The sequence below is a fragment of the Rhodococcus sp. IEGM 1351 genome (assembly GCF_030056875.1).
Taxonomy (GTDB): domain Bacteria; phylum Actinomycetota; class Actinomycetes; order Mycobacteriales; family Mycobacteriaceae; genus Rhodococcus_F; species Rhodococcus_F opacus.
Genome location: NZ_JASHKU010000013.1, coordinates 115,372 through 142,289, shown reverse-complemented (window position 1 = coordinate 142,289; position 26,918 = coordinate 115,372). Strand labels below are relative to the sequence as shown.

Annotated in this window: 1 protein-coding gene; it reads left to right on the top strand. The window is 69.6% G+C overall.

The window, feature by feature from the left end; genetic code table 11:
• Positions 1-95: 95 nt before the first annotated feature.
• Complete coding sequence (locus tag QM806_RS22995) at positions 96-26,882, top strand: non-ribosomal peptide synthase/polyketide synthase (RefSeq protein WP_283292968.1); 26,787 nt, start codon at positions 96-98, stop codon at positions 26,880-26,882.
• The last annotated feature ends 36 nt before the right edge of the window (positions 26,883-26,918 follow it).

The following is a 26,918-nucleotide window of genomic DNA, read 5'->3' as shown; positions in this document are numbered from 1 at the left end:
GCACGATCAGTACAGCGTGGGAGACCGGCGTCGGTTGGTCCGTCTCACGCGCAGGACTTGCGCATCCAAGGTCTTCTACCCGCTGGGGGAACGCGATGACGAGTGTGAATTCGCCGCAGCCGAATAACGGCGCCGAAGATGTGAACGTTCCCGAAGGGGCCTTCCCGCTCTCCTCGGTGCAACGGAGCATGTGGTTTGCCCAGCAACTGAGCCCGACGGTTCCCAAGTTCATCGCCCAGTACATCGAGTTGCGGGGCGAGATCGACCTGGACCTGTTGAGCGATGCTGCGGTGCGGGCCGGTCAGGAGTTCCAGTCGCCGTTCCTGCGACTGCTGGACGTCGACGGGGAGCCCTACCAGGCGGTCGATTTCAGCATCGACCCGTCGATCGGCTTCCTCGACTTCCGGGGCGAGTCGGACCCGATGGCCGCCGCGCAGGTGTGGATCGACGAGGATTACGCGACGCCGCTGCGGCTCACCCGGGACCGACTCGTCGAGATGACCGTCCTGCAGGTCGGCGATCAGCACTACTTGTGGTACACCAGGATTCACCATGTCGCGCTCGACGGGTACAGCGGTATGACCATGGTGAACCGGATCGCGGCACTGTACACCGCGGCGGTCGAGGGCACCGAACCGGAACCGAACCGTGCGCTGGATCTGCGCGACCTCTACGAGTTGGACCAGAAGTACCGGGCGTCGAGCCGATTCGAGAACGACCGGTTGTACTGGGCCGAACGCATTGTCGGCATCGAGCACGGTTCGACACTCGCCACCCACGATGCGCCCGCGGCGGCGAAGAGCCGGCTCGAGAGCGCGAAGATCTCCGAAACCGCACTGGGTTTCCTCGGAGAGTCGGATCAGCGGGTCGGCGCCACGTCGGCGGCCGTCCTGCTCGCCGGGTTCGCCTGTTACCTGTCCCGTATGACGGGCAAGCGGGACGTGCTCATCAACCTGCCGGTGTCGGCGCGCACCACGGCGCCCTTGCAGCGGTCCGGTGGCATGCTCGTCAACGTCGCCCCGCTGCGGATCACCGTCCGCCCGGAGGACACGGTGGCCGAGCTCGTGCAGCGGACGCAGCTCGAGCTGATGGGTGCGCTGCGCCATCAGCGGTGCAGTCTCGAGGACATCCGCCGCGATGCCGGACTCGCCGGCACCGCGGAGGGCCTCGCCGGTCCGATGGTGAACGTCATGCTGTTCCATCAGGCGTTCACGCTGGGCACGGTCACGGGCGAGTACCACATCGTGACGTCGGGCCCGGTGGACGACCTGCTGGTCAACATCTATCAGAGCGGTGACGGCCAGACGCTCCTCGATTTCCGCGGCAACCCCAACCGGTACGGCTCGGAGGAGTTGCGCGCACACCACCGCAGGTTCGTGGAGCTGGTCGAGGAGTTCGTCACGGCCGAGCCGCAGACGCGGACCGCCGACATCCACGCCGAGAGCGCACGCCTCGGCGCGCGGTTCCTCGAGCGGGAGGCCCAGCTCGCGTTCTGGAAGCGGGAGTTGGTGGGCCTGCCGGAGGTGACGGCACTGCCGCTGGACCGGCCCCGCCCGACCGAGCGGCTCGGGGCGGGCGAGGTCGTCGGGTTCGCCGTCGACGGCGACGTGCAGCGCCGCGCGGCGCAGCTGGCAGAGGAGGCGGGCACCGGGATCTTCACCACGCTGCACGCCGCGCTCGCGGTCCTGCTGGGCCGGCTGGGCGACACCGACGACGTCGTGATCGGAACGCCGATCGTCGGGCGCGAGGCGTCCGATTCCGACGACCCGGAAGCCGGAGCATTCTTCAACAAGACCGTTCTGCGGTCGCAGGTGGATGTCGCATCGTCGTTCGTCGACCACCTGAGCCGTGTCCGGGACGCCGACCGGGCCGCGTTTTCGCATGCGGCGCTGCCCTTCGACGATCTCGTTGCCGCCCTCGGGGCCGAATCCGATCCGTCGCACTCGCCGCTGTTCCAGGTGATGCTCGAATTCACCGACGGCGGGAAGCCGCACGACACGTCCGGGGACGTGACGGTCAGCCCGATCCAGCGCGAACATCGGGCCCTGGGACTGGATCTGGTGTTCTCCCTCACCGAATCCGAGACGGGCGGCATCAACGGCCGCCTGCGGTTCGCCACGGACGTGTGGGACCGTGACAGCGCGGAGGCGCTCGCCGCGCGCTTCGTCCGCATCCTGCAGGCGGTGACGGCGGACCCCGCCGCACCGGTCGGGGACATCGACCTCCTCGAACAGGTCGAGTACGCGGAACTCGCGCCGGTCCGTGACGAGCCCTCGGTGGAGCCCCGCACGCTTCCCGCGCTGCTCGCGCGCGCCGCGGAGGCGGGCGGCGACGGGGACGCCCTCGTCTACCAGGGACGCACGCTGACCTACCCCGAACTCGACGATCAGTCGGATCGTCTCGCCCGCATGCTGATCGGCCACGGAGTGGGGCCGGGTTCTGTTGTGGCGCTGGCGATCGCGCGGTCGATCGAGTCGGTGCTGGCCACCTGGGCAGTCGCGAAGTCCGGGGCCGCGTTCGTCCCGGTCGACCCGAACTATCCGGCCGACCGCATCGAGCACATGCTCACCGATTCCGGTGCGGTCGTCGGTCTCACCGTGGCGGCGCACCGGTCGTCGCTGCCCGAGACCACGCCGTGGCTCGTGATGGACGACGCGTCGTTCGCCCGGGACCTGCCGAAGCACGCGGCCGGCGCGGTCACCGACGCCGATCGTCTCCGCCCGTTGCGGACCGCGGATCCGGCCTACCTGATCTACACGTCCGGCTCCACCGGCACACCCAAGGGCGTCGTCGTCACCCACGCCGGCCTGGCGAATTTCGCCGAAGACGAGCGGCAGCGGTTCGACGTGACCGTGGGGGCCCGCACCCTGCACTTCTCCTCACCGAGTTTCGACGCGTCCATCCTGGAACTGCTTCTCGCCGTGGGTGCCGGCGCCACGATGGTGGTGGCACCGGCGACGGTGTATGGCGGCACCGAACTCGCGGACCTGTTGCGCCGCGAACGGGTCACGCACGCGTTCGTCACCCCGGCCGCGCTGGCATCCGTCGATCCCACCGGACTCGACCACCTCCGGTGCGTCGTCACCGGTGGCGAGAGCTGTCCGCCTGCGCTGGTGGCACAGTGGGCGCCGGGACGGGTCATGTTCAACGCATACGGACCGACCGAGGCCACCGTCGTCGCGAGCGTGGCAGGACCGTTGACGGTCGGTGAACCGGTGACGATCGGCCGCCCGTCCCGCGGTTGCGGTCTGCTGGTGCTCGATTCGCGGTTGCACCCCGTCCCGAGAGGGGTCCCCGGCGAGCTGTACATCACCGGCGACGGTGTGGCACGTGGGTACCACAATCGGTCGATCCCGACGGCCGAACGGTTCGTCGCCGACCCCCACGGTGCGCCGGGCGAGCGGATGTACCGCACCGGCGACCTGGCGCGGTGGAACGCCGCCGGTCAGCTGGAATACCTGGGCCGCACCGACTTCCAGGTGAAGATCCGCGGTTTCCGCATCGAACTCGGCGAGATCGACGCCGTCGTCCGCTCGCACCCGAGTGTCGCGTTCGCGACCACGGTCGGACGGACCGCACCGTCCGGCGACACGGTGCTGGTGACGTACGTGCTCCCCGAGGACGGGACGGACGTCGTCGTCGGCGACATCCTCGAACACGCCGCAGCAGCGCTGCCCGCGCACATGGTGCCCGCCCGGGTGATGGTGCTCCGCGAGGTCCCGCTGACCCCGGCGGGCAAACTCGACCGGAAGGCGTTGCCGGAGCCGCAGTTCGAGGCCACCTCCACTGTCTACCGGGCGCCGGTGACACCCACCGAGATGCAGATCGCGGAGGTGTTCGCGGCGCTTCTGGGAGTCGAGCGCATCGGTGTCGACGACAGCTTCTTCGACCTGGGCGGCGACTCCCTCGTCGCGACCCGCGTGGTGTCCCGGGTCAACGCGGCGCTGAGCACGGAGATCGGGGTGCTCGATCTGTTCGAGGCGCCCAGCGTCGCATTGCTCAGTGCCCGCGTGGACGCTCTCGGGCCCCGCACCTCCGCCCGGCCCGTGCTCGCTCCGCGGGCGGGGTCCGGCCCGGTGCAGGTGTCGCTGGCGCAGCAGCGGATGTGGTTCATCAACCAGCTCGACACCGCCTCGCCCGCATACAACATTCCCGTCGGTATCCGGCTGCGCGGCACGCTCGACGTGGAGGCGCTGCGGACCGCGGTGAGTGACGTCCTCACCCGGCACGAGTCGCTGCGGACGGTGTTCCCGAACACCCCCAACGGTCCCATCCAGGTGGTTCTGCCGGTCGCGGAGGTGAGCCCGCCCCTCGACGCGGTCGAGGTGGCCGAGTACGAGCTCGAATCCCGCCTGATCGCCGACGCCGCAGCGGGGTTCGACGTCACCGTCGAACCGCCGATCCGGGCGGAGCTCTACCGCACCGCGACCGACGATCACGTGCTGGTCTTCGTGGTGCATCACATCGCCGCCGACGGCCTGTCGATGACACCGCTGACCCGGGACGTGATGGTCGCCTACCACGCCCGTGCCGTAGGCGACACGCCGCAGTGGGCGCCGCTCGAGGTGCAGTACGCCGACTTCGCGGTGTGGCAGCGCGAGCTGCTCGGTTCCCCAGACGATCCGACGAGCCTCCTCGCCCGGCAGCTGGCGTTCTGGGCCCGCACCCTCGACGGCGCCCCCGAGGTCATGGATCTGCCGACCGATCGGCCGCGCCCGGCCCGGCAGTCGATGATCGGCGCCACCGCCGACTTCTCCATCCCGGCGCGCATCCACGCCGCGCTGCTCGAGATCGCAGGCGCCAACGACGCCAGCCTGTTCATGGTGGTGCACGCCGCCCTCGCGGTCCTGCTGTCCCGGTCGAGCGGGTCGTCCGACGTGTCGATCGGATCCCCGGTCTCCGGGCGTGGCGAACGGCAACTCGACGACGTCGTCGGCATGTTCGTCAACACCGTCGTCCTGCGCACCACCGTCGACCCCGATCGCAGCTTCCCCGAGATCCTCTCGCACACCCGCTCCGTGGATCTGGAGGCGTTCAGCAACACCGATCTGCCGTACGAGCGGCTCGTCGACGAACTGAAGCCGACCCGCTCCGAGGCGCATTCACCGCTGTTCCAGGTGATGCTGGTGCTGCAGGGATTCGCGAACACGCGGCTCGAGCTGCCCGGCCTCGACGTGGAGGTCGAGGCCCTCGAGACCGGTGCCGCCAAGTTCGACCTGCAGGTCATCCTCACCGAGCACACCGAGGAATCCGGCGCCCCGGGTGCGATCGACGTCCAATTCTCGTACGCGTCGGAACTGTTCGACCCGCCGACGATGACGGCGCTGGCCGAACGCTTCGTCACCCTGCTCGAGACCATCACCGCCGGTTCGGACGCGAAGGTCGGCGACATCGACCTGATCGGCGCGGACGAGACCCACCGGATGCTCGAGCAGTGGATCGACACCGACGTCGCCGTACCGGACTCGGCGACCCTGGTCAGCCTGTTCGAGGCGCAGGTGGCACGGACCCCGGACGCCGTCGCCGTGGTGTTCGCCGAAGAGGAACTGCTGTACGCGGAATTCGATGCCCGCGCCAACCGGCTGGCCCGCGAACTCCTCGCGCGCGGCGTCGGACCCGAATCCCGGGTCGCCGTCGCCCTGCGCCGTTCGCTCGAGCTGATGATCGCGATCTACGCGGTGGAGAAGACCGGGGCGGCATACGTTCCGCTCGACCCCGACCACCCGGCGTCGCGGATCGCCTACGTGATCGAGAGTGCCGAACCCGCATGCGTTCTCACCGCCTCCCGCGACCGGTGCGAGGGCGTCGACGGCGCGGCCGGTGCGTCCGTGATCGAGATCGACACCCTGAACCTGTCCCGGCGGCCGAGCACCCCGATCACCGACGCCGAGCGGGGCGGTCCGATCCACCCCGATTCGACCGCCTACGTGATCTACACGTCCGGATCGACGGGCCGGCCCAAGGGTGTCGCCGTCAGCCACCGCGCGATCGTGAACCGGTTGCTGTGGATGCAGGACACGTACCGGATGGACCACACGGACGTGGTGCTGCAGAAGACCCCCGTCACGTTCGACGTGTCCGTGTGGGAACTGTTCTGGCCGCTCGAGGTCGGTGCGCGACTCGTCCTCGCCGCGCCGGACGGACACCGCGACCCGACGTACCTGTCCCACATCATCGCCGACCACCAGGTCACCACCATGCACTTCGTGCCGTCGATGCTGGCGGTGTTCACGGCGGGCGCCGAACCGGAACTCTGCGGTTCGCTGCGTCAGGTGTTCTGCAGCGGTGAGGCGCTCCCGCCCGCCACCGCCGACGCATTCCGGGAATTCGGTTCCGCGGCGCTGCACAACCTGTACGGCCCGACGGAGGCCGCCGTCGACGTCACCTACTGGGAGTGCACGGAAGGCGACCGGGCCTCGGTCCCGATCGGCGCGCCCGTGTGGAACACGCAGGTGTACGTCCTCGACTCCCGGCTGCACCCGGTGCCGGTCGGGGTGCACGGCGAGCTGTACCTGGCCGGCACCCAGCTGGCCCGCGGGTACGTCGGGCGCAGCGATCTGACGTCGGACCGGTTCGTGGCGAACCCGTTCGGCGCGCCGGGACAGCGGATGTACCGCACCGGCGACGTCGTCCGCTGGCGTGCCGACGGCAACATCGAATACATCGGCCGCCGCGACTTCCAGGTCAAGCTCCGCGGTCAGCGCATCGAACTCGGCGAGGTCGAGGCGGCGGTGCTGGCGCACCCGTCGGTGGCGCAGGCCGTCGTGACCGTGCATCGCAGCGAGGCCACCGGCGAAAGCCTCGTCGGCTACGTGATCCCCGTGGCAGGCGCCGACATCGACACCGCCGTCGTGCGCGACGCGGCGGCGGAGGCGCTGCCCGCCTACATGGTGCCGACCCGGATCATCGTCCTCGACCGGTTCCCGCTCGGGGCCACCGGCAAGTTGGACCGGGGCGCACTGCCCGAACCGGAATTCCTCAGCCCGTCCGCCGAATTCGTCACCCCGCGCAACCCGATCGAGGAGATCCTCGCGTCGATCTTCGCGGATCTGCTCGACGCTCCCCGTATCGGCGTGCACGACAGCTTCTTCGACCTCGGCGGCAACTCATTGGTGGCCACCCGGCTGGTGGCGCGGGTCAATGCCGCGCTGGGCAGCCGGATCGGGGTCCGGGAGATCTTCGACGCCCCGACCGTCGCGACCCTCGCCACCCGGATCGAATCCGAGGCCGTGCAGGGCGCCGAACGCCCGCCGCTGGTGGCCGGGGTGCGCCCCGACCGACTGCCGGTCTCGCTGGCGCAGAAGCGCATGTGGTTCATCAACCAGTTCGACCTCGACTCCCCGGCCTACAACATCGCGCTCGCGGTGCGGTTGACGGGCGACCTCGACGAGGACGCGATGCAGGACGCCGTCGCCGACGTGATGGACCGGCACGAGTCGCTGCGCACCCGGTTCCCGATGGTGGAGGGCGAACCCGTCCAGGTGATCCTGCCGACCGAGGACGTGGTGCCCGATCTGTCGCCGATAGTGACAACGGAAGCCGAACTGCCCGAGCACATCTCGCGACTGGCGGGCGCCGGTTTCGACGTCACGGTGTCGGTGCCGGTGCGTGCCGCCCTGTTCCGGACCGATCCCGGCGAGCACGTTCTCGTCATCGTCGTCCACCACATCAGCGCCGACGGCTTCTCCATGGCCCCGCTCGCCCGGGACGTGATGACCGCCTATGTGGCCCGCACCGGGGGACAGGCACCGGACTGGACGCCGCTGCCGGTGCAGTACGCCGACTTCGCACTCTGGCAGCACCGGGTACTCGGCAACGCCGACGACCCCGACAGCCTGCTGGCCGCCCAGCTCGACTACTGGACGCACACGCTCGCCGGGCTTCCGGAACTGCTCGCGCTGCCGACGGACCACCCCCGCCCCACGCAGCAGTCGATGCGCGGCGGCATCCACTCGTTCAGCATCGACCCACAGGTGCACGGCCGATTGATCACGACTGCCCGCGAACACAATTCGAGTGTGTTCATGGCCGTCCACGCGGCGCTGGCCGTGCTGCTGGCCCGGCTGGGCGACACGGACGACGTGTCGGTGGGTACCCCCATCGCCGGTCGTGGTGACGCCGCCCTGGACGACATGGTCGGCATGTTCGTCAACACCCTGGTGCTGCGCACCCCGGTCGAACCGGCCGACACGTTCACCGACCTGCTGTCCACGGTCCGCGACACCGACCTGAGCGCCTTCCACCACGCCGATCTGCCGTTCGAGCGACTGGTCGATGCGATCTCGCCCGAACGCGCGACGTCGCATTCGCCGCTGTTCCAGGTGGTGCTCGAGTTCCGCAACAACGAGCGGCCGCGGCTGGAGCTGCCCGGGTTGACCGTCACCGGCCTCGACCTGGCCACCGACATCTCCAACTTCGACCTGCAACTCACCCTCACCGAGGAATTCGGGGTGTCGGGAGAGCCCGCCGGGATCTCCGCGGCCTTCACGTACGCGTCGAGCCTGTTCGACGCGTCCACGATCGCCGGTTTCGCCGACTACCTGCAGCGGATCTTCGACGCGGTGACGTCCGAGCCGGGCATGGCTGTCGGTGACATCGACCTGATGGTGGCGTCCGAACGTGCGGCGCTCACCCCGGTGATGGACGGGCCCGACGCCGAACCGCGGACCCTGCCCGAACTGCTCGCGGCCGCGGCCTCCGTGGATCCCAAGGCGGCCGCGCTGTCCTACGAGGGCAGCGAGGTGACGTACCGCGAACTCGACGAGCAGTCGAACCGTCTCGCCCGCTTGCTGATCGGGCGCGGCATCGGCCCCGAATCGGTGGTCGCGCTGGCGCTGGCGCGGTCGCCGGAGTCGGTCCTGTCACTGTGGGCGGTCGCCAAGACCGGTGCCGCGTTCGTCCCGGTCGACCCGAACTACCCGACCGACCGGATCGTCCACATGCTCAGCGACTCCGGTGCGGCGCTCGCGCTCACCGTCGCCGAGTTCCGTCCCACGCTGCCGGACTGCACGTCCTACGTCGTGGTCGACGCACCCGGATTCGACGACGAGGTGAGTGCGCACTCCGCCGCGGTCGTCACGGACGCCGACCGGACACACCCGCTCGCGCTGGAGAACCCGGCATACCTGATCTACACGTCCGGGTCCACCGGCACCCCGAAGGGTGTCGTCGTCACCCACCGCGGCCTGGCGAACTTCGCGACCGATGAACGCGTCCGCTTCGGGGTCACCCCGCGGTCGCGCACGCTGCACTTCTCGTCGCCGAGCTTCGACGCGTCGATCCTGGAACTGCTGCTGGCGGTCGGCTCCGGCGCGACCATGGTGATCGCTCCGGCGTCCGTCATCGGCGGCACCGAACTCGCCGACGTGCTCCGGGAGGGCCGGGTCACGCACGCGTTCATCACCCCCGCCGCCATGGCGTCGGTGGACCCCGCGGGCCTCGACCAGCTCGAGTGCGTCGCCACCGGCGGCGACGTCTGCCCGCCGGAGCTGGTGGCGCAGTGGGTGACCGGGGGCAGGCGGATGTTCAACGCCTACGGCCCCACCGAGGCGACGGTCGTGTCGAGCGTGACGGGACCGATGCTTCCCGGTGAGGGCGTCACCATCGGCCGTCCGCCGATGGGAACCGGGGAGATGGTGCTCGATTCACGCCTGCACCCGGTGCCCAACGGGGTGACCGGCGAGCTGTATGTCACCGGTTCCGGTCTGGCCCGCGGCTACAAGGACCGGGTGGGCACGACGGCGGAGCGTTTCGTCGCCAACCCGTACGGGGGCCTCGGCGCCCGCATGTACCGGACCGGAGACCTGGCGCGCTGGAACGGTGACGGTCAGCTCGAGTACCTGGGCCGCAGCGACTTCCAGGTGAAGATACGCGGTTTCCGCATCGAGCTCGGCGAGATCGAGACCGCCCTCACCCGCTACCCGGGAGTCGCCCGTTCGGTGGTGTCCGCGCACATGGGCAGCACCGGCGCCAACCGGCTCGTCGGGTACCTCGTCCCCACGGCGGGCGCGGAACTCGACCCGGAGGCGGTCCTCGATTTCGTCGGCGGATTCCTCGCCCCGTACATGGTGCCGTCCGCACTGATCGTCCTCGACGAGTTGCCGCTCACTCCCGCGGGCAAGCTGGACCGCCGCGCGCTGCCCGAGCCGGACTTCGGGGCCCGGGTATCGACCGGCCGCGCGCCGGTGTCGGAGATGGAAGAGGTGCTCGCCGGACTGTTCGCCGAGGTCCTCGGTCTGGAAACCGCCGGTGTCGAGGACTCGTTCTTCGCCCTCGGCGGCGACAGCATCATGTCGATCCAGTTGGTGGCCCGCGCGAAGGCGGCGGGTGTGGTGCTGACCCCGCGGGACGTGTTCGAGGCCAAGACCGTTGCCGGTCTCGCCGCGGTGGCGTCGTGGGTGGGCGCCGCTGACATCGTCGTGCTCGACGAGCTGCCCGGTGGCGGAGTCGGCGACATGCCGACCACCCCGATCACGAAGTGGCTGCTCGAACGGGGCGGCGAGTTCAACCGGATGTCGCAGTCCGCGCTGCTGACCGCACCGCCGAACCTCCGCGAACTCGAACCTCTGATCGCCACGTTCCAGGCCGTCCTCGACCGGCACGACATGCTGCGCGCGCAGCTGATCGTCTCCGCCGAGGACTCGCACCTCGCCGTCCGCCCGGTCGGTGCGGTCGACGCGCAGGACCTGATCCGCCGGGTCGCCGTGTCCACGGCCCCGGGAACCCGGGCGTTCGCGGCGACCGTGATCGCGGAACTCGACGCCGCGCTGGACCGCCTCGATCCCGCGGCCGGCGTCATGGTGCAGGTGGTGTGGTTCGACGCCGGGGAATCCGGCGGTCGCCTGCTCGTCGTCGCGCATCACCTCGTGGTCGACGGTGTGTCGTGGCGCATCCTCGTCCCCGACCTCGCGACCGCGTGGGCGCAGATCTCGGCAGGCCAGGAACCGGTCCTCGAACAGGTCGGCACGTCCATGCGCCGGTGGGCGCACGGACTGGTCGACGAGGCGGCGAACCGGGCAGGCGAACTGGACCTGTGGCAGCGCATCCTCGACTGCGAGGACCCGCTCGTCGGCAGCCGTCCGCTCGACCCCGACATCGACGTCAACGCGACCGTCGGCCGCGTCACGGTCCAGCTGCCCGCCGAGGTCAGCGAGGCCGTCCTCACGGCTCTACCGGAGGCGATCCACGGCAGCGTGAACGACGGACTGCTCACCGCGTTGGCGATGGCGGTCACCCAGTGGCGGCGCTCCCGCGGCCACACCCTGCACGGCAGGTCCGTCGAGGGCACCCTGGTGAGCCTCGAGGGGCACGGCCGTGAAGACCAGGTCGTGCCGGGCGCTGATCTGGGCCGCACCGTCGGCTGGTTCACGGCGATGTTCCCGGTGCGTCTCGACCTGTCGGGCATCGACCTCGACGACGCGTTCGCCGGTGGCAAGGCCGCCGGGTCCGCGATCAAGGCGATCAAGGAGCAGCTGCTCGCGATCCCGGACCACGGCATGGGTTACGGCATGCTGCGGTACCTCAACGCCGACACCGGACCGCTGCTCGCGGCCCGCTCGCTGCCGCAGATCAGTTTCAACTACCTGGGACGCTTCGCCGCCGACCTGTCCGAGGCGGCCACCCGCGCCGGCTGGACGCCGACCGGTGAAGTCGACATGGACCGCGCGCAGGACCTCGACACCCCGGTCACCTCGGCCATCGACGTCAACGCGGTCACCACCGAGGTGGACGACCGGCCTCAGCTGCGCGCCACCTGGGCGTACGCGGCCGGTGTCCTGACCGTCGCCGAGGTCCGGGAACTCGCCGAACTGTGGGTCCGGGCGCTCACCGCGCTCACGACGTACGCGGCCCGCCCCGACGCCGGCGGCGTGACCCCGTCCGACCTCGAACTGGTGAGCCTCGACCAGGACGCCATCGATCGCATCGAATCGCGCTTCCCGGCGCTGTCCGACATCTGGTCGCTGTCGCCGCTGCAGTCCGGACTGCTCTTCCACGCACTGCTGGCCGATCAGACGATCGACTCGTACACCGTGCAGGTGACACTCGAACTGCGCGGTGCCGTGCCGTCCCGCATGCGGGTGGCCGGGCAGGCCCTGCTCGACCGGCACGCGAACCTGCGGGCGTCGTTCGTCTACGACGAGGGCGGCACCCCCGTCCAGGCGATCCACGGGTATGCGGAACTGCCCTGGACCGAGATCGACCTGTCCGGTCTCGACGCGGAGAGCCGCGAAGCCGAGATCGTGCGACTCCTCGACGCCGACCGGCGCCGCGGGTTCGACATGGCCACCCCGCCGCTGTTGCGGTTCATGCTGATCCAGATCGGTGGGGACGAGCAGCGCCTGATCGTCACCAATCACCACATCCTGCTCGACGGCTGGTCGATGCCGCTCCTGATCCGCGACCTCCTGACCCTGTACGCCACGGAAGGTGACGCCACGGCGCTGCCGCGGGTGCACCCGTACCGCGACTACCTCGCCTGGATGTCGCACCGCAGCACCGAGGACTCGCTCGGTGTGTGGCAGCGTGCCCTCGCCGGGGTGGAGGAGCCGACGCTGCTCGCCCCGGCCGACGCGTCGGTGCAGAGCGACACGCAGTCCGGTCAACTGCTCGTCGAACTCGACGTCGACCGCACCGATCAGCTGAGTGTGCTCGCACGCGAGCACGGTCTGACCCTCAGCACCCTGATCCGCACCGCGTGGGGAATCGTGCTGGGCGGCTTGGTCGGCCGCTCCGATGTGGTCTTCGGTGGGACGGTGTCGGGTCGACCTCCGCAGATCGCCGGAATCGAGTCGATGGTGGGTCTGTTCATCAACACCCTGCCGGTGCGGGTGGTTCTCGATCCGCGGGAAACGCTGGGGGAGTTGCTCGAACGCATTCAGGGCGAGCAAGCCGCGCTGCTGGACCACCATTACGTCGGATTGACGGACATCCAGTCGGTGGCCGGTCCCGGTACCGGTTTCGACACGCTGACGGTGTTCGAGTCGTATCCCGTCGACCGGGAGGGGCTGACCGATCAGACCGACATCGCCGGCATGCACGTCCTCGACGTGCACGACAGCGCGAACGCCGCCCACTACCCGCTCGCGCTGATCGCCTCGGCGCACGAGAATCTGCAGCTGAAGCTCGAGTACGTCGAGGAACTGTTCGACCGGGCCGACGTCGAGCGGATCGGCGACCGGATCATCCGGGCACTGATCGCGCTCGCCGAGCACCCCGGGATGAAGCTCGCGCAGCTGCGCCTGCTCACCGAGGCAGAGGAAGCCGAACTGGTTCCGGCCCGCGGCGTGCCCGGCCGCTCCGTGCGCACACTGCCGCAGATGTTCACCGACACGGCCGCGACCTCGGGCGACGCCACCGCCCTCGTGTTCGGCGACCGCCGGATGTCCTACCGGGAACTCGACGAACGGTCCAACCAGCTCGCGCGCCTGCTCATCGACCGCGGCGTCGGACCGGAAGACATCGTGGCCCTGGGTATCTCACGGTCCATCGAATCGGTCCTCGCGGTCTGGTCGATCACCAAGACCGGCGCGGCGTTCGTTCCGGTCGATCCGACCTACCCGCGCGAGCGGGTCGAGCACATGGTCACGGATTCCGGGTGCACGTTCGGTCTCCGCCTGGACGCCGACCACGGCCGGCTCCCGGACACGGTCAGCTGGCTGACCCTCGACGACCCCGACACCGACGCCGCCATTCTGGCGATGTCCACCGACACCGTGACCGACGACGACCGCGTCGCGCCCCTGCGCTTCGCACACCCCGCGTACGTCATCTACACGTCCGGTTCCACCGGCAAACCGAAGGGCGTGGTGGTCAGCCACCGCGGTCTCGACAACTTCGCCGAGGAGCAGCGGACCCGCTACGCGACGGATTCGACGTCGCGGGCGTTGCACTTCTCCTCACCGAGCTTCGACGCTTCCGTCCTCGAATACCTCCTGTCGTTCGCCGTCGGCGCGACCATGGTGATCGTGCCGCCGTCCGTGTACGGCGGCGAGGAACTCGCGGAGCTGATCCGCACCGAGAGCGTCACCCACGGGTTCGTCACCCCCGCGGCGCTGGCCTCCGTGGACCCCGAGGGGCTCGAGGTGTTCCAGAACGTGGTCGCCGGCGGTGAGGCGGTTCCTCCGGAACTGGTGACCCGCTGGGCACCGGGCCGCACCATGTACAACGGCTACGGTCCCACCGAGACCACGATCATGAGCAACCTCAGCGACCACCTGCAGGTGGGGGAGACGGTCACCATCGGTGCCCCCGTCCGCGGCGTCTCCGAGGTGATTCTCGACTCGCGGCTGCAACCGGTCTCCGTCGGCGTCGCCGGCGAGCTCTACATCTCCGGTGAGGGCCTGGCCCGCGGCTACCATGCACGCGCCGGGCTGACCAGCGAGCGGTTCGTCGCCAACCCCTACGGCGGACCGGGCGACCGGATGTACCGCACCGGCGACCTCGCGCGGTGGCGGTCCGATCACACGGTCGAATACCTGGGCCGCACCGACTTCCAGGTGAAGATCCGCGGCTTCCGCATCGAGCTCGGCGACATCGACAGCGCACTCGCCGCGCATCCGTCCGTGTCGTTCGCCGTCACACTCGGGCGCCCCGGCCCCGCCGGCGACACCGTGCTCGTGTCCTACGTGCTGCCGGAGACCGGGTCGGCACTCGAACCGCCGGAACTGAAGGAGTGGACGGCGAACCTGCTGCCCGCGCACATGGTGCCGTCGAGCATCATGATCCTCGACGAGATCCCGCTGACCCCGGTCGGCAAGCTCGATCGGGCCGGGCTGCCCGAACCGCAGTTCCTGCCCACGTCGGACGACTTCCGCCCGCCGTCGACGGTCCTCGAACACACGATCGCCGACGTCATCACGACGGTCCTGGGAATCGAACGAGTCGGCATCGACGACAACTTCTTCGACATCGGCGGAAACTCGCTGATCGCAACCCGTGTCGCCGCACGCCTGACCGCGGAACTGGACACCGACATCGGCGTCCGCACCCTGTTCGAGGCACCGACGATCCATCAGCTGGCCCGCCTCATCGAGTCGACGGCATTCGCACCCGCGCAGGACGGCGCCCACGTCCGGATCCCGCTCGGCCCGGTGCCGCGGCCCGCGCACGTGCCGGTGTCGCTGGCGCAGAAGAGGATGTGGTTCCTCAACCAGTTCGACACGTCGTCGGCGGCCTACAACATCCCCCTGGCGGTGCGGCTGACCGGTCACCTGGACGTGGAGTCGCTGCGTGCAGCGGTGACGGACGTCTTCGTCCGCCACGAATCGTTGCGGACCGTGTTCCCGTCCCACGACGGCGAACCGACCCAGGTGGTGCTCTCACCCGGTCAGTGGACGCCGAACCTCGAGATCGTCGAGGTGTCCGAGCACGAACTCCGGGGGCACATCGCCGGTCTCGCGACCGCCGGCTTCGACGTGACGGCCGACGTGCCGATGCGGTCGGCGCTGTTCGCACTCGCCCCCGACGATCACGTGCTCGTGATCGTGGTGCACCACATCTGCGCCGACGGGTTCTCGCTCACCCCGCTCGCCCGGGACGTCATGACCGCGTACGCGGCCCGCATCGCGGGGAGCGCGCCGCAGTGGAACCCGCTGTCGGTGCAGTACGCCGACTACACGCTGTGGCAGCTCCAATTGCTGGGCGACGAGAGCGACGCCGAATCGCTGATCTCCCAGCAACTCCGGTACTGGACGGATCAGCTGGCCGACCTGCCCGAACTCCTGCAGCTGCCGACCGACCGGGCGCGACCGGTCCAGCAGTCGTTCCGCGGCGCGCAGGTCGACTTCACGATTCCGGCGGACGTGCACCGGGCGCTGGCGGCGTTGGCGCGCAAGCACAACTCCACCATGTTCATGGCCGTCCACGCGGCCCTGTCGGTGCTGCTGTCCGCGCTGTCGTCCACCGAGGACATCGCGGTCGGCACACCCATCGCGGGCCGTGGTGACGCGGCACTCGACGACATGGTCGGCATGTTCGTCAACACCCTGGTGCTGCGGAGCGCCGTCGACCCGGCGGAGGGTTTCGGTGCCCTGATGGATCAGGTGCGGGCCACCGACCTCGCCGCGTTCCACCATTCGGACCTGCCGTTCGAGCGGCTCGTCGACGTCCTCGCGCCGGAGCGCTCCACCGCGCACTCGCCGCTGTTCCAGGCGCTGCTCGAGTTCCGGAACAACGAGACACCGCGGCTCGAGCTCCCAGAACTGACCGCGGCCGCCGTCGATTTCGATCTGGAGGTCGCCAAGTTCGACCTGCAGCTCAGCGTCGAGGAAGGATTCGACGCGGACGGGGTGGCGTCGGGTATCGCCGCGTCGTTCATCTTCGCCACCGATCTGTTCGACGCCGGCACCGTCCGCACGTTCGCCGACCGGTTCCTGCGCATCCTCGGCGCCGTCACCTCCGACCCGCACGCCCCGGTCGGTGACATCGTGATCACCGACGCCGCCGAGCGGTCGGCGATGGCGACCGAATGGAACACCGCCGGACTCGACGCGGGCACCGACACCCTCGCAGACCGCTTCGCGCAGAGCGTGGCCCGGTTCCCCGGCGCCACAGCCGTGACGTCGGAGGACGTGGCACTGACCTACGCCGAGCTCGACGCCCGGTCGAACCGGCTGGCCCGCCTGCTCATCGCCCAGGGAGTGGGGCCGGAAATGCTGGTGGCCGTGGCACTCCCACGCACCTGCGATCTGATCATCGCTCTGCTCGCGGTGATCAAGACCGGCGGCGGCTACCTGCCCGTCGACATCACCTACCCGGCGGACCGGCTGGCGTTCGTGTTCGAGGACGCCGCACCGAACTGTGTCATCACCACCACGGGAGACGTCTCCGCCCTGCCCGACTCGGAGACCCCGGCGATCCTGCTCGACGACCCCGAGACCACCGCGGACCTCGTGCATCAGTCGCCCGCGACGATCACCGACGCCGACCGGGTGACACCGCTCGACTCCTCGTCGGTGGCGTACGTCATCTACACCTCCGGGTCGACCGGCCGCCCCAAGGGCGTGGTCGTCTCGCACCGCAACGTGCTGACGTTGTTCGCGAACACACAGCCGCTCTACGGGTTCGACGAGAACGACGTGTGGACGATGTTCCACTCGTACGCGTTCGACTTCTCCGTGTGGGAGCTGTGGGGTCCGCTGCTCTACGGCGGCCGACTCGTCGTCGTCGACTACTACACGGCGCGGTCGCCGGAAATGTTCCACGAACTCCTGCGGAACGAGCAGGTCACCGTCCTCAACCAGACCCCGACCGCGTTCTATCAGCTCGCCGAGACCGACCGCATCGTCTCGGAGATCGACGTGAACGCCGCGGCACTGGCGCTGCGGTACGTGATCTTCGGTGGTGAGGCTCTCGACCTCGGACAGCTCGGCCGCTGGTACTCCCGGCACGACGACTCCGCCCCGACCCTGGTGAACATGTACGGCATCACCGAGACGACGGTCCACGTCAGCTATCTGGCGCTCGACCGCGAGTTCGCCGAGTCGGCGTCGGCCAGCGTCATCGGCCGCGGAATCGCCGGGCTGCACGTACACGTCCTCGACCGGCGCCTGCACCCGGTTCCCCCGGGCACCATCGGGGAGATGTACGTCTCGGGTGACCAGGTGACCCGCGGTTACCTCGGCCGGGCCGGGCTCAGTTCGACCCGGTTCGTGGCCGACCCGCTCCGTCCCGGGGCGCGGATGTACCGCACGGGTGACCTGGCGCGCTGGAACACCGACGGCCAGCTCGAGTACCTGGGCCGCAGCGACTTCCAGGTGAAGATCCGCGGTTTCCGCATCGAACTCGGCGAGATCGAATCCGCGCTGCTCCGGTACCGCGGCATCGCCCAGGCCGTCGTCCTCACCCGCGACGACGGGCACGGCGGTCACCGGCTGATCGGCTACGTGGTTCCGGAATCCGGCGCCACCGTCGAGGTGTCCTCGGCGCTCGAATTCGTCGGCACCCAGCTCACCTCGTACATGGTGCCCGCCACCCTCGTGGTGCTGGACGCGCTGCCGTTGACGAGCAACGGCAAACTCGACCGCCGCGCGCTGCCGGAACCCGACTTCGGGGCCCGGGTGTCGACGGGCCGCGCCCCGGCCACGGAGATGGAAACCGTCCTCGCCGGTCTGTTCGCCGAGGTGCTCGGTCTGGAATCGGTGGGTGTGGACGATTCGTTCTTCGCACTCGGCGGCGACAGCATCATGTCCATCCAGTTGGTGGCCCGCGCGAAGGCGGCGGGCGTGGTGCTCACCCCGCGGGACGTGTTCGAGGCCAAGACCGTTGCCGCGCTCGCCGAGGCCGCCTCCTGGGCGGGCGCCGCAGACGTGGTGGTGCTCGACGAACTGCCCGGTGGCGGGATCGGCGAGATGCCGATCACCCCGATTACCGCGTGGCTGCTCGAACGGGGTGGCGACTTCCGCCGCTACACCCAGACCGCGCTGCTCTCCCTGCCCGCCGCGGCCGACGAGACACTGCTGAAGCGCACGATCGCGGCGGTCGTGGATCACCACGACATGCTGCGGGCGCGTCTCCTCGGTGCCGAGCCGCAGTGGCGGATCGAGGTGCAGGCCGTGGGCGCGGTCGACGTCGACGACGTGCTGCACCGGGTCGAGGTCGCGTCGGTCGTCGGTTCCGGATTCGCGGAGACCGCGACCCGGGAACTCGATGCCGCGGCAGGACGACTGGACCCCGAGGCCGGCGTGATGCTGCAGATGGTGTGGTTCGACGCCGGCGACGAGGGCGGACGGCTGCTGGTCGTCGCCCACCACCTGGTGGTCGACGGCGTGTCGTGGCGGATCCTCGTCCCCGACCTGGCGACCGCGTGGGCGCAGGTCTCCTCGGGTCAGGAACCGGTCCTCGAGCCGGTCGGCACATCGATGCGACGCTGGTCGCACGGACTCGTCGAGGCGACACGCGACCGCGCCGACGAGATCGAACTGTGGCGCCGGGTGCTCGAAGCCGACGACCCGCTGATCGGATCGCGTCCACTCGACGCCGCGATCGACGTGGCAGGGACAGTCGAGAAGGTCACGGTGGAGGTGCCCGCCGACGTCACGGACGCACTGCTGACCCGTGTCCCCGAGGCCTACCACGGCGGCGTCAACGACGGACTGCTCACCGCGCTGGCGCTGGCACTGGCCCAGTGGCGGCGCACCCACGGCGACTTCACCCGGGAGTCGCTGGTCAGTCTCGAAGGCCACGGCCGCGAGGACCAGGTGCTGCCGGGCGCCGATCTGGGCCGCACCGTCGGCTGGTTCACGGCGATGTTCCCGGTGCGCCTCGACCTGTCGGGCATCGACCTGGACGACGCGTTCGCCGGTGGCAAGGCCGCCGGGTCCGCGATCAAGGCGATCAAGGAACAGCTGCTCGCGATCCCGGACCACGGCATCGGCTACGGCATGCTCCGCTACTTGGACCCGGAGAGCGCCGATCAGCTGCGGGCGCTGGCGAAGCCGCAGGTCACGTTCAACTACCTGGGCCGGCTGGGCGGCGCGACGTCCACCGACATCCACGGTCACGCCTGGGTTCCGGTGACGGACACGAAGCTCGACGACATTCCGGCCTCCGACATCCCGGTGGCATCGGCGCTCGACATCAACGCCGTCACCGGCACCGGGGCCGACGGCAACCGGCTGCGGGCCACGTGGGCGTTCCCGACCGGGGTCCTCACCCCGTCCGAGGTCCGCACGCTCGCCGACCTGTGGGTGCAGGCCCTGACCGCGCTGACCACCCACGTCGCGCGACCCGACGCGGGCGGCGTGACCCCGTCCGACCTCGATCTGGTCACCCTCGACCAGGACGCGATCGACCGGCTCGAGACCAGGTTCCCGGCGCTGTCGGACATCTGGTCGCTGTCACCGCTGCAGTCCGGGCTGCTGTTCCACGCCCAGTTCTCGGACGCCACGGTCGACCCGTACCTGGTGCAGCTGGCGCTGAAACTGCGCGGCGACGTCGACCCGGACCGGATCCGCCGGGCCGGGCAGGCCCTGCTGGAGCGGCACCCCAACCTGCGGGCCGCGTTCGTCCACGACAGTGCGGGGGCCTCCGCCCAGATCATCCAGCAGCACGTGGAACTGCCGTGGTCGGAGTTCGACCTCTCGGCACTCGACCCCGACGAGACCACCCGCGAATACGACCGGATCGTGGCACGGGACCGGTCGGTGAAGTTCGACATGGCGAACGCGCCGTTGCTGCGCCTCGCCCTCGTCCGGCTCACCGAGGACGACTACCGGCTGATCCTGACCAACCACCACATCCTGCTCGACGGCTGGTCGACTCCGCTGGTCATCCGCGACCTGCTGACCCTGTACGCGTTGGACGCCGACGGCAGCCTGCTGCCGCGGGTCCATTCCTACCGTGACTACCTGTCGTGGATGAAGCGCCACGACACCACGGACTCCCTCGACGCCTGGCGCACCGCGCTCGACGGGGTCGAGGAGCCGACCCTCCTGGCCCCGCTGGAGCGGGGTGAGGCGCACTCCGTTGTCGCGGAGGAAACGGCCTTCACACTGTCGGAGGAGCAGACCACCCGGTTGCGGGACTTGAGCCGGGAACGCGGGCTCACCCTCAACACCGTCGTCCAGACGGCGTGGGGAATCGTGCTGGGCGGCTTGATCGGCCGCTCCGACGTAGTGTTCGGCGGGACGGTCTCGGGCCGGCCGCCGCAGATCGCGGGCATCGAATCGATGGTGGGTCTGTTCATCAACACCCTGCCGGTGCGGGTGACCCTCGACCCGTGGGAGTCGCTGGGTGAGCTGCTCGAACGTGTGCAGAGCGAGCAGGCCGCGCTGCTCGATCATCATTACCTGGGCCTGACCGACATCCAGTCGGCGGTCGGCGGCGGCGGTGCCTTCGACACGCTGACCGTGTTCGAGTCGTACCCGGTGGACGAGGCGGGGCTGACGGAACAGACCGACATCGCCGGGATGTTCGTCACCGGCATCGACGGCAAGGACTCCGCGCACTACCCGCTCGCCGTCGTCGCCTCCGGGGACGCGCGGCTGAACTTCAAGTTCGAGTATCTCCCCGAGGTGTTCGAGGAGAGCGCGGTCGACGAGATCGCGGACCGGCTGCAGCGGGTGCTCGACGCCCTCGCCGACCGGCCCCAGATTCCGCTGGCCCACATGCAACTGCTCACCGAGGCCGAACTCGCCGAGTTCGCGCCGGTACGCGGCCGCCCGGGGTTCTCCGTCCGGACGCTGCCGCAGATCTTCGAGGACGCCGCCGCGTTGGATCCGAACCGCACGGCGCTGACGTTCGAGGGCCGCAACGTCTCCTACCGGGAACTCAACGAACGCTCCAACCAGCTCGCCCGGGTCCTCATCTCCCGCGGCGCCGGCCCGGAGACGTTCGTGGCGCTCGGCATTCCCCGGTCGATCGAGTCGGTCCTCGCCGTGTGGGCGGTGGCCAAGACGGGCGCCGCATTCGTCCCCGTCGACCCGAACTACCCGATGGACCGCATCGAGCACATGCTCACCGATTCGGGTGCCACCATCGGACTGACCATGGCCGCGTACGAGAAGGCGCTGCCCGACTCGGTGCCGTGGCTGCAGCTCGACTCGCCCAAGTTCGAGAAGGCCTGCCAGTCGAAACCTGCTCTGCCGGTGGCTGATTCGGATCGACGGTCGCCGATAAGCCTCGACAACGCCGCCTACATCGTCTACACCTCCGGTTCGACGGGCAAGCCGAAGGGCGTCGTGGTCACCCACGAGGGCCTCGACAACTTCGCCGAGGACCAGCGGCAGCGTTTCGCCGCCGCGCAGACGTCCCGCACACTGCACTTCTCGACGCCCAGCTTCGACGGGTCGGTGTTCGAGTACCTGCAGGCGTTCGGGGTCGGCGCCACGATGGTGATCGCACCGCCGACGGTGTACGGCGGAGCGGAACTGGCCGAACTGATCAGGTCCGAACACGTCACCCACGCCTTCGTCACCACCGCGGCGCTGTCCACGGTCGACCCGGAGGGGCTCGACGAGTTCCAGCACGTCGTGTTCGGCGGCGAGGCGTGCCCGCCGGAACTGGTGACCCGCTGGGCGCCCGGCCGGCAGCTGTCCAACGCATATGGCCCCACCGAGACCACGGTGATGGCCAACATCAGCGACCCGATGACGGTGGGCGAACCCATCACTCTCGGCGGCCCGATCCGCGGAGTCGGTGAGCTCGTGCTGGATTCACGTCTCCAGCCGGTGCCCGTCGGGGTGCCCGGCGAGCTGTACATCACCGGTGCGGGTCTCGCCCGCGGCTACCACCGCCGCCCGGAACTGAGCAGCCAGCGGTTCGTCGCCAACCCGTTCGGGGAGGCGGGGGAGCGGATGTACCGCACCGGCGACATCGTCCGGTGGCGTGCCGACCACACCGTCGAGTACGTGGGCCGCAGCGACTTCCAGGTGAAGATCCGCGGATTCCGCATCGAACTCGGCGAGATCGACAACGAGATCGCCACGTTCCCCGGGGTCAGCTTCGCCGCGACCCTCGGTGTTCCCGGCCCGTCCGGTGACACGGTGCTGGTGACCTACCTGCTGCCCAACACGGCCGGCGGCATCGACCCGGCCGAGCTGACCGCGCACCTGTCGACCCGGCTCCCCGCGCACATGGTGCCGACGAGCGTCATGTTCCTGGACGAGATCCCCTTGACCCCGGTGGGCAAACTGGACCGATCGGCGCTGCCCGCGCCCGAGTTCCACGTCACCACCACCGAGTTCCAGCCGCCGACCAACGATCTCGAACGCACGATCGTGGACATCTTCGCCGACGTCCTCGGTATCGAACGGATCGGCATCGACGACAACTTCTTCGATCTCGGCGGAAACTCGCTGGTCGCCACCCGGGTCACGGCACGGTTGCGGGACGCCCTCGACACCGACATCGGTGTGCGCGCCTTGTTCGAGGCGCCCGACGTCCGGTCCCTGGCCGCACGTGTCGCCGACAGCGTGAGCGGCGGCGCCCGCCCCGCGCTCGCGCCGGTCGAACGGCCCGACCGGATTCCGCTGTCGCTGGCGCAGAAGCGGATGTGGTTCCTCAACCAGTTCGACACGTCCTCACCGGCCTACAACATTCCGTTGGCCGTCCGGCTGACCGGGGCCCTGGACGAGGACGCCCTGCGGCTGGCGATGGCCGACGTCCTCGAACGTCACGAGACGCTGCGCACCGTCTTCCCGACGGTCGACAGCGAACCGACCCAGCGGATCCTGCCCGCCGCCGATACGCAACCGGAGGTCGACACCGTCGCGGTGGCGGCGGAGGACCTGCCGCGGCACATCATGGATCTGGTGTCCCGGGGGTTCGACGTCAGCACCGACGTGCCGGTCCGGGCGGCGCTGTTCCGGATTGCGCCCGACCATCACGTGCTGACGATCGTGGTGCACCACATCAGCGCGGACGGCTTCTCCCTGGCGCCGCTCGCCCGCGACGTCATGGTGGCGTACTCGTCACGGCTCGGCGGCGACGGCCCGCAGTGGGATCCGCTGCACGTCCAGTACGCCGACTACACGCTGTGGCAGCACGCCGGACTCGGCTCGGAGAACGATCCCGAGTCGATGATCAACCAGCAGTTGCGGTTCTGGTCGGAGACGCTGGCCGGCGTGCCGGATGTCATCCAGTTGCCGACCGACCGACCGCGCCCGATCCAGCAGACGTTCGAGGGCGATCGGGTCGAGTTCGCGATCGACGCCGACATCCATCAGCGGCTGACGGCACTGGCCCGGGCCAACAACGCCACCATGTTCATGGCGGTCCACGCCGCGCTGGCCGTGCTGCTCGCGCGGCTCGGCAGCACCGACGACGTCGTCATCGGCACCCCCGTCGCCGGGCGCGGTGAAGCCGCCCTGGACGACATGGTCGGCATGTTCGTCAACACGCTGGTCCTGCGGAACCGGATCGACCCGGCGTCGACGTTCACCGAACTGGTGCAACGGATCCGGGAAACCGACCTGGCCGCGTTCCAGCACTCGGACCTGCCGTTCGAGCGGCTCGTCGAGGAACTCAACCCGACCCGGTCCACGTCGTACTCACCGCTGTTCCAGGTGGCCCTCGAATTCCAGAACAACGAGAACCCGACACTGGAACTGCCGGGCCTGCGGGTCGAGAACGTGGACCTCGAAACCAAGGTGGTGAAAGAGGATCTCGAGGTGATCCTGGCCGAGCGGTTCGATCAGGACGGCGCGCCCGCGGGTGTCGCCGGCGGACTCGACTTCGCAGTCTCCCTCTTCGACCCCGCCACGGCACGCTCGATCGCGGACCGCTTCGTCCGGATCCTCGCGGCCGTCACCGCCGACCCGGACCGGTCGATCGGCACCCTCCCGCTGCTCGACGACGCGGAGATCGAGGAGATGGTCCCGGCGCGCGGCAAGCCCGACGTGCGCCCCGAGGTGTGGCCCGACCTGCTGACGGCCGCCGCGGCACTCGACCCCGATTCGATCGCGTTGTCCTTCGAGGACCGGCAGGTCACCTACCGCGAACTCGACGAATGGTCCAACCGGCTGGCGCGGGTGCTGTGCGCCCAGGGCGTCGGGCCGGAGACGTTCGTGGCGATCGGTATGCCGCGATCGATCGAGGAAGTGGTGTCGATCTGGTCGGTCGCGAAGTCGGGTGCGGCGTTCGTGCCCGTCGACCCGACCTACCCGCGGGACCGCATCGACTACATGCTGACCGACTGCCGCGCGTCCGTCGGCCTGACCGTCGCCGATCGTCGCGACAATCTGCCGGACACCGTGCAGTGGCTGGTGCTCGACGACGAGTCGTTCGCCGAGCAGGTCGCGGCCGTCTCCTCGGCGCCGGTCACCGACGCCGACCGCCCGCGCCCCCTCCATCTGGCCAATCCGGCGTACCTGATCTACACGTCGGGATCGACCGGTAAACCGAAGGGCGTCATCGTCACTCACCGCGGCATGGCCAACCTCACCGCGGAGGAACACGAACGGTTCCAGGTCACGCACGACTCGCGGGTCTCGCATCTGGCGTCCCCGAGCTTCGACGCGTCGATCTTCGAGCTGATGATGGCGTTCGGGGCTTCGGCCCGGGTCGTGATCGTGCCGCCCACCGTCTTCGGTGGCACGGAACTGGCGGACCTGTTCCGGCGCAACGCGGTGACGCACGCGTTCATCACACCCACCGCGCTGTCGTCCATCGAGGACGTGGGACTCGAATCGCTCCGCGTCCTCGCGGTGGCCGGTGAGGCCTGCCCGCCGGAACTGGTGGAGATCTGGGGCAAGCACCGCAACATGCACAACGGGTACGGGCCCACGGAGACCACCATCCAGGCGAGCGTCAGCGCCCCGATGCGTCCGGGTGGCGTCGTGAACATCGGCGCACCCGCGCTGGGATTCGGTTCGCTGGTCCTCGACGAACGCCTGCAGCCCGTCCCGGTGGGTGTGCCCGGCGAGCTGTACATCACCGGACCCGGACTGGCACGCGGGTACCACAACCGGTCGGCGCTGACGTCGGAGCGGTTCGTCGCCTGCCCCTTCGGAGAGCCCGGTCGCCGGATGTACCGCACCGGCGACGTGGTGCGCTGGCGCGGCGACCACACCATCGAGTACATCGGCCGCACCGACTTCCAGGTGAAGGTCCGCGGATTCCGCATCGAACTCGGTGAGATCGACGCCGTCCTCGCCCGCCACCCCGCGGTCGCGTTCGCAGCCACCATCGGACACACCGGACCGTCCGGGGACACGCTCCTCGCGTCGTACGTGCGGGCGGCCGAGGGACACGATCTCGAGCCGGCGGAGTTGCGTACCCACGCCGCCGACCGCCTGCCCGCGCACATGGTCCCGTCGGCCGTGGTCGTCCTCGATCAGATCCCGATGACCCCGGTCGGCAAACTCGACCGCAAGGCGCTGCCCGCGCCCGAGTTCGGCACCACCGGCGCGGCCTTCCGGGCCCCGACGACGGCGACCGAGAGGATCATCGTCGAGGCCTTCGCCGAGGTGCTGGGCGTCGACCGGGTCGGCACCGCCGACAGTTTCTTCGACCTCGGCGGCAACTCGATCGTCGCCACCCGGGTGATCACGGTGCTGCAGGAACGCCTCGGACGGCAGATCCCGTTGCAGTCGATGTTCCTGGACCCGACACCCGCGGGCCTGGCACTGCGGGTCGACACCGAGAACGCGGCCGGGTCGCCGGTGGACGAGGCGCTCGGTGTGGTCATCCCGCTGCGGCCGACAGGGGAGAAGCCGCCCCTGTTCTGCATCCATCCCGGCATCGGCCTGTCGTGGGGTTATGCGGGACTCCTGCAGCACCTCTCGCAGGACCGGCCGGCGTTCGGCCTGCAGTTGCCGATCATCAGCGGCGGCCCGAGCTTCGAGTCGATCGAGCAGCTGGCGCACCAGTACGTGCTGGAGATGCGCAAGGTCCAGGCGCACGGGCCCTACCACCTGCTGGGCTGGTCGCTCGGCGGCGTCATCGCCCACGCGATGGCCGTCGAACTGCGGCGGGAAGGCGAGGCGGTCGACACGCTGGCCGTCATGGACAGCTACGTGACGAACGGGACCGACCAGGGCCCGGAGAGTCTCACCGTGTCCGAGTTGCTCCACGGGCTCGGACTGGACCTCGAGTCCGTCTCCGGAGAGGAACTCACCTACGAGCGCGCGGTCGAGTTGCTGGACGACGCATTCGGGCAGAAGACGGGACTGACGCCGCAGCACCTCGAGCGGATCAGCGCCGGATTCACGAACTCCTCGCGGATCATGAACAACTTCCGTCCGCAGGTGTTCGACGGGGATCTGCTGTTCTTCACCGCCGCCGGATCGGCGTCGACGGACCAGCATTCACCCGAGGAGTGGCGGAGTTCCGTCACCGGAGGCATCCGGGAAGTGAAGATCGAGTGCGAGCACAACCAGATGATCGAACCCGAGGTCCTGGCCGTGGTGGGGCCGGTCCTCGAGGATTATCTGAGCACGCATTGACCCGATTTCGTTGCGGCGGGCCCGCCGTCCATTGCA

What these genes read in the sequence shown, in the direction of transcription:
- QM806_RS22995 (WP_283292968.1), top strand. Translation starts at nt 96, where the DNA reads ATGACGAGTGTGAATTCGCCGCAGCCGAATAACGGCGCCGAAGATGTG.